Origin of the sequence: Microcoleus sp. (genome assembly GCF_049646505.1) — a bacterium.
Lineage (GTDB): Bacteria > Cyanobacteriota > Cyanobacteriia > Cyanobacteriales > Microcoleaceae > Microcoleus.
Map to the genome: position 1 here is coordinate 1 of NZ_JBARVX010000159.1, position 4,768 is coordinate 4,768.

The 4,768-nt window shown below is 45.8% G+C and carries 3 protein-coding genes; 2 read left to right on the forward strand and 1 reads right to left on the reverse strand.

Annotated features, from left to right (window positions below; all coding sequences use genetic code 11):
• Positions 1–1,463 (reverse strand): hydroxysqualene dehydroxylase (locus WBA89_RS08530; protein ID WP_424405596.1); only part of this gene is annotated, 1,463 nt, incomplete at its 3' end.
• A 184-nt stretch (positions 1,464–1,647) separates the two neighbouring features.
• On the opposite strand from WBA89_RS08530, the gene WBA89_RS08535 reads away from it, so the two are divergent.
• A complete protein-coding gene (locus WBA89_RS08535; RefSeq protein ID WP_424405598.1) occupies positions 1,648–3,867 on the forward strand; it encodes a hypothetical protein in 2,220 nt (739 codons plus the stop codon).
• Between the two features lie 213 nt (positions 3,868–4,080).
• Positions 4,081–4,768 (forward strand): OmpA family protein (locus WBA89_RS08540; RefSeq protein ID WP_424405600.1); only part of this gene is annotated, 688 nt, incomplete at its 3' end.

The following is a 4,768-nucleotide window of genomic DNA, read 5'->3' on the forward strand; positions in this document are numbered from 1 at the left end:
AACTGATTAATCTGTCTCCCAACTTGAATGTGCGGCTCATCAGCCTCGACAGGAATAACTGCCGCTTTGCTGCCAATTCCGAAACGCGAAATTACCAAATTTGCCGCCTCCAAACCAGTAACATAAGCCTTTTCCTGCGACCAAGAACCGTGACGGGTAACAACCCAATCGCCGCTCATCAATACATTATCATAACTTGTTACCGCCGGCAACAAATACTGATAACTTCCCGGTGCAAAATGCGTCACCGCCCGCGACAAGCGAATCGCGCTGCTGTCAATTACTTTGGCTTCCCGAAAAGCCGGAATACAAGTCGCTAAATCCCGCTGCACTAAAGCAACAATTTCCTCATCTTTCAGGGGAATTAATTGATTGGCGTGATAAAAGTCAGCTTCGACAACTGTTCCCGGTTCCGCTCGGAATTCGTCGTGCAAAGCATTCAAATCAAAAAATGTCCAACCCGTAGTCGAACTAAATCCAAAACAGGCATTTGAAGGCAGCGGAATGTCAATTTTTCTGTCAAACCAGAGACGGACAGCTAACACGTCAACAGCGCCCAAATTCATCACGTCCCGAAATTCTTGGCGGCTTTGCAAAGCTGTGCTACTGCTAATAATTTTTTGCATCCCAGTAACGCCAACCGCAAAAATAACTGCATCTGCCTCGAAGGTTTTATCGCCACAAACTACGCCTGTAGCTCGGTTGTTGCTGTCAACAATTAAATCAGTAACTCGCTGATTTGTCAATACTTTAGCGCCGATTTTTTCTAGGCGATCGACCCAGGGGCGAAAGATTTTTTCTCCGACAGTGCCGCGACACCAAACTACATCAAAATCTGGTTGGTGTGCTAAGATGAAATAATAAAGCATTCCCAAAGCTGCGGCGGCAGAACATTGTTCTCCTGGTGCAAATAAACCTACTAATAACATCGGCTCAAAAGCATCGCGGTACAGCCTCGCAGATACGCCAAACTGTTTGAACAATTCGCGGGCTGTAACGCGATCGTACCTGCGCCAAGCTGCGTCGGAATTGTCGAAATCTAGGACGGCGTAGAGTAAGGGTAAGGCTGAAAGCCGATCGACTAATGGCAGTCTTTTAAATCGGGTGTAAAGAAAGGTTCCTAACGGTGTGGGAAGTCGCGGCTCGTCCTGAAATATTGGCGATTCTACTTCCAATCCGGCGGGGGAATACTGACAGGAACGAGTCCAAGGCGTAAACGGATCGAGTCCTAATTCTTTGACTAAGGAAAAGATATTTTTGTAGGGATACCAAAAGCCGTGAATGCCTGCTTCTACGGAACGCCCGCCGGCGGTTTTCCATCCCGCGACTAAGCCTCCCGGCTGAGGGCCTGCTTCTAACAAAGTTACGTCGTAGCCTTGCTGGGCGAGGTGATAGGTGGCTCCTAATCCGGCCCATCCTGCACCGACGATGACTATTTTTGGGGCTGGCGATTCTGCTGACATTTCGTACCTCTTCATTTTTGATTTATGATGACACAATTTATGAATAAAAGTGAAATATGCGATCGATTAGCTAAAATTTATGGTGGTTTTTGTGACGGTGGGAAATGTTATATTTAAACGTTAAGGTTGGTTTTTTCCAGAATTGAGATGAGAGTAAAATACACAAGTTCAACGGGTTGTCAATATGCAATTAATTAATTATTTGACTGCTGTTTTTGGGGTAATTTGGCAGAACAGCATTTTTCACTGGGCGGCGCTAATTTTGCTGGGCGCGGCTGTGTGGGGCGAGTGCACTTCTGTGAAGCAGTATCAGCGCTATCTGGGCGCGAAAAGCCGATCGACTTCTGATGCGATCGACTATTTGAGCTCGAAGTTAGACAGCGGTACATCAGGGGCGATCGAACTGCGCCAGCGGGAAACACCTGCAGATACCTGGAAACTGCTGCTAGACTGGTTTAGCGAACACTTGGCGGGCGAAATAACCGCAGGCGGCGAGGCTTACAGGGCGCAGGTAAAATCCGGGCGGTTTGTGTTGTTTCAGTATCCCGCAATTTTAGGGCGATCGGCACCTCGAAGTCAGTGGCGGTTTGTACCGAGCACCTTAGTCGCGCTGGGGGTTTTAGGTACATTTTACGGCATTCAAACCGGCTTGCAAGATGTTAACTTGGGTTCTTTGCAAGATACCAAAGAACTGCTACCGTCGATCGGCACGTTGCTGGAGGGAATGAAAACAGCGTTTTCGACTTCTTTGATGGGTTTGGGCTCTTCTAGCATATTTACGCTTGTCTTGGCTTGGGGCGATCGCGCGCGCATTGCTAATCGCGATAATTTACGCAATAAATTAGATAAAATCGCCAAATTACAAACCCCAGAACAAATATTTTCCCGCGCCAATTCTAGCGGCGATGTTGAAAGTGCGATCGCCCTTGCAACCGAAACAATGAAAACCGGGTTTGCTCAAATTGTCGAGGCGCAAAGCAATGTGAACTCCCAGGAACTCGGACAGCAAATTGGCTTAGCAATGGCCCCAGTTTTTCAAGACATTCGCCAAGAGTTATCCCTACTAAAACAAATTAAAGCCGACCAAGGCGAAGAGATATTAAACAATCTACTTTCAGGACTCCGCACCGAAGTAATCGAACCAGTAGTAGGGCGATTAGATCAAAGCGCCCAGTTAACTCAATCAGCATCCGAAGCTGTCAGAGAACTCAAGAACGAATTGGGCGGAATATCTTCTAGTTTAGCACAATCTATCCTGACAATTCAAACTTTCCAGCAAGATACATTAGTGCAGTTACAGGAATTTGCCACCAACTTGCAGCAGATTTTAGGACAGTTTCAGACAGACACCCACGGCGTTTTGCAAGAAATGGCTACCGAAATGCGATCGGGAGTTGGAGAAAGCATTGAAGGCATGAAAGCCCAAAGAACAGCCTTCCAAGAAAGCGCCCAAGAAGCCGCCAACACCTTTAGAGGAATTCAAGATAACTTGCAAGCATCTCTCCACACTCAAGCAGCACAAGAAAAGGAAATGCTAGAAGGAGTTGAAGCCAGAATGACCAATATTTTAAATGCCACCCACGCAGCTTTTCAAACTCAGTCAGACACCATTAAAGCAGTAGGCGATGAAGCTTCTGAACTAATGGACAAAGCGCGAGAAAATCTAGTTGGCAGCTTGCAAAACGTTGACACCATGCTGCAAAATACCCGCGTTACAGTCCAGGAAGAATTAGACAACTTCCGGGTAACATATCAATCCTCTCTCCAGCAATTCTTTACAGCACAAAACAACTTATTAGAAGGTACTTTAGGCAAACAGCAAAAAGGTTTAGCGCAGGTTGTACTGGGCTTGCAAAAAGTTTTTCAGGAAGAATCGCAGAAGCGCAAATTGATGTCGCAGCAAGTTGACGAAAGTATGGACAAAATTTTGACAACAGCCGCAGAAGTGAGCCAGTTTGCTAATTCTGTGGGGTTGAATTCCAGCCAGCGTTTGGCACAGTTGCAGGAACTAGCGAAGATAACCGGACAAGAAGTGCTGCGGGTAGAAAGCGTGTATGAAAAAATGGCAAATCAGTTCAATGTCGAAGGGGAAAGGTTGCAAACTACCTATACAAGTTTGGTGAATCAATTAAATGCAGCTTTGCAAGCGGAACAAGAACAAGTGCGGCGGGTTGAGAGTGCGTATCAAAATATGACAGATCAGTTCGATCGCGCGCTGCAGTCTGGTAACAATCAATTAATTGGCTATTTGGAAAAAACTACGTCATCCCAGCACAAGTTTTTTGAAGAAGCAGATTCTTCGATGGCAAAAGTGTGCAGCGGATTGCAAGAATCTTCGGATGGTTTAATGCAGGTTGCTCATTATTTGGTGGCTGCTGCTGATAATTTGGGAACGAAGAAATAATACCAATTTCATAAAGTAGCGCTAGATATTACCCCCCCAACCCCCCCGCGAGTTCGGGGGGGCTAAGATTGCTCGTTACCAGGCTCTGCCTGGTAATGCAGATCCGGAGGCTCTGCCTCCTTCTATTTCGCAACTTACAGGAGAGAGGACTGTAACAGGTGTTTAAGTTATTAAGTTTTCGCTCCTAATTAACAAATCAGCCAGAGTGCAAAAATGAAAGATTTAGACAATTCACCGGAAATAGAAGAAGAGGAAGATTCCAGCGTCCTGCTGTCCATCGGCGATTTAATGTCCGGCTTGCTGATGTTGTTCGCCCTCCTGTTCATCACCGTGCAAATTCAACTCAGCGAAAAGGTGAAAATGCTGGATGAAAAAATCCTTCAGGTGGAAAAACTGCGGCAGGAATTGCAGCAATATCAAAACGCATTTAAAGGATTACCGCAGATTATTGTTAATGCTTTAGAGGGGAAAGTTGGAAACAAAGATATTTTTACAGTCGATCCCGGAACCGGAGATGTCAGTATTCGCGATCGCATTTTGTTTGATAATAACAGTTCTGTGCTCAAACCAGAAGGAAAAAAGTTTTTGCAAGCCTTCATTCCTGTTTACAGCCAAGTCCTTTTTGCTAACCAACAGTTTGAAAAACAAATTGCTCGCGTTGTCATCGAAGGACATACCAGTTCTGCAGGTGCAGAACCAAAAAATCTGGAACTGAGTTTGCGGCGGGCTTTAGCTGTTTCTAATTATATGTTTTCCGAGGAGGTTGATTTTCCTAAAAAAGCCCAATTGCAGCAGAAAGTATTAGTTTCTGGGCGGGGAGAATTAGATGCGAATCCGAATCAAAATGCAGCGGGCGATCGCAAAGTCGTCTTCCGCTTCCAATTCCGCCGCGAAAACTTGA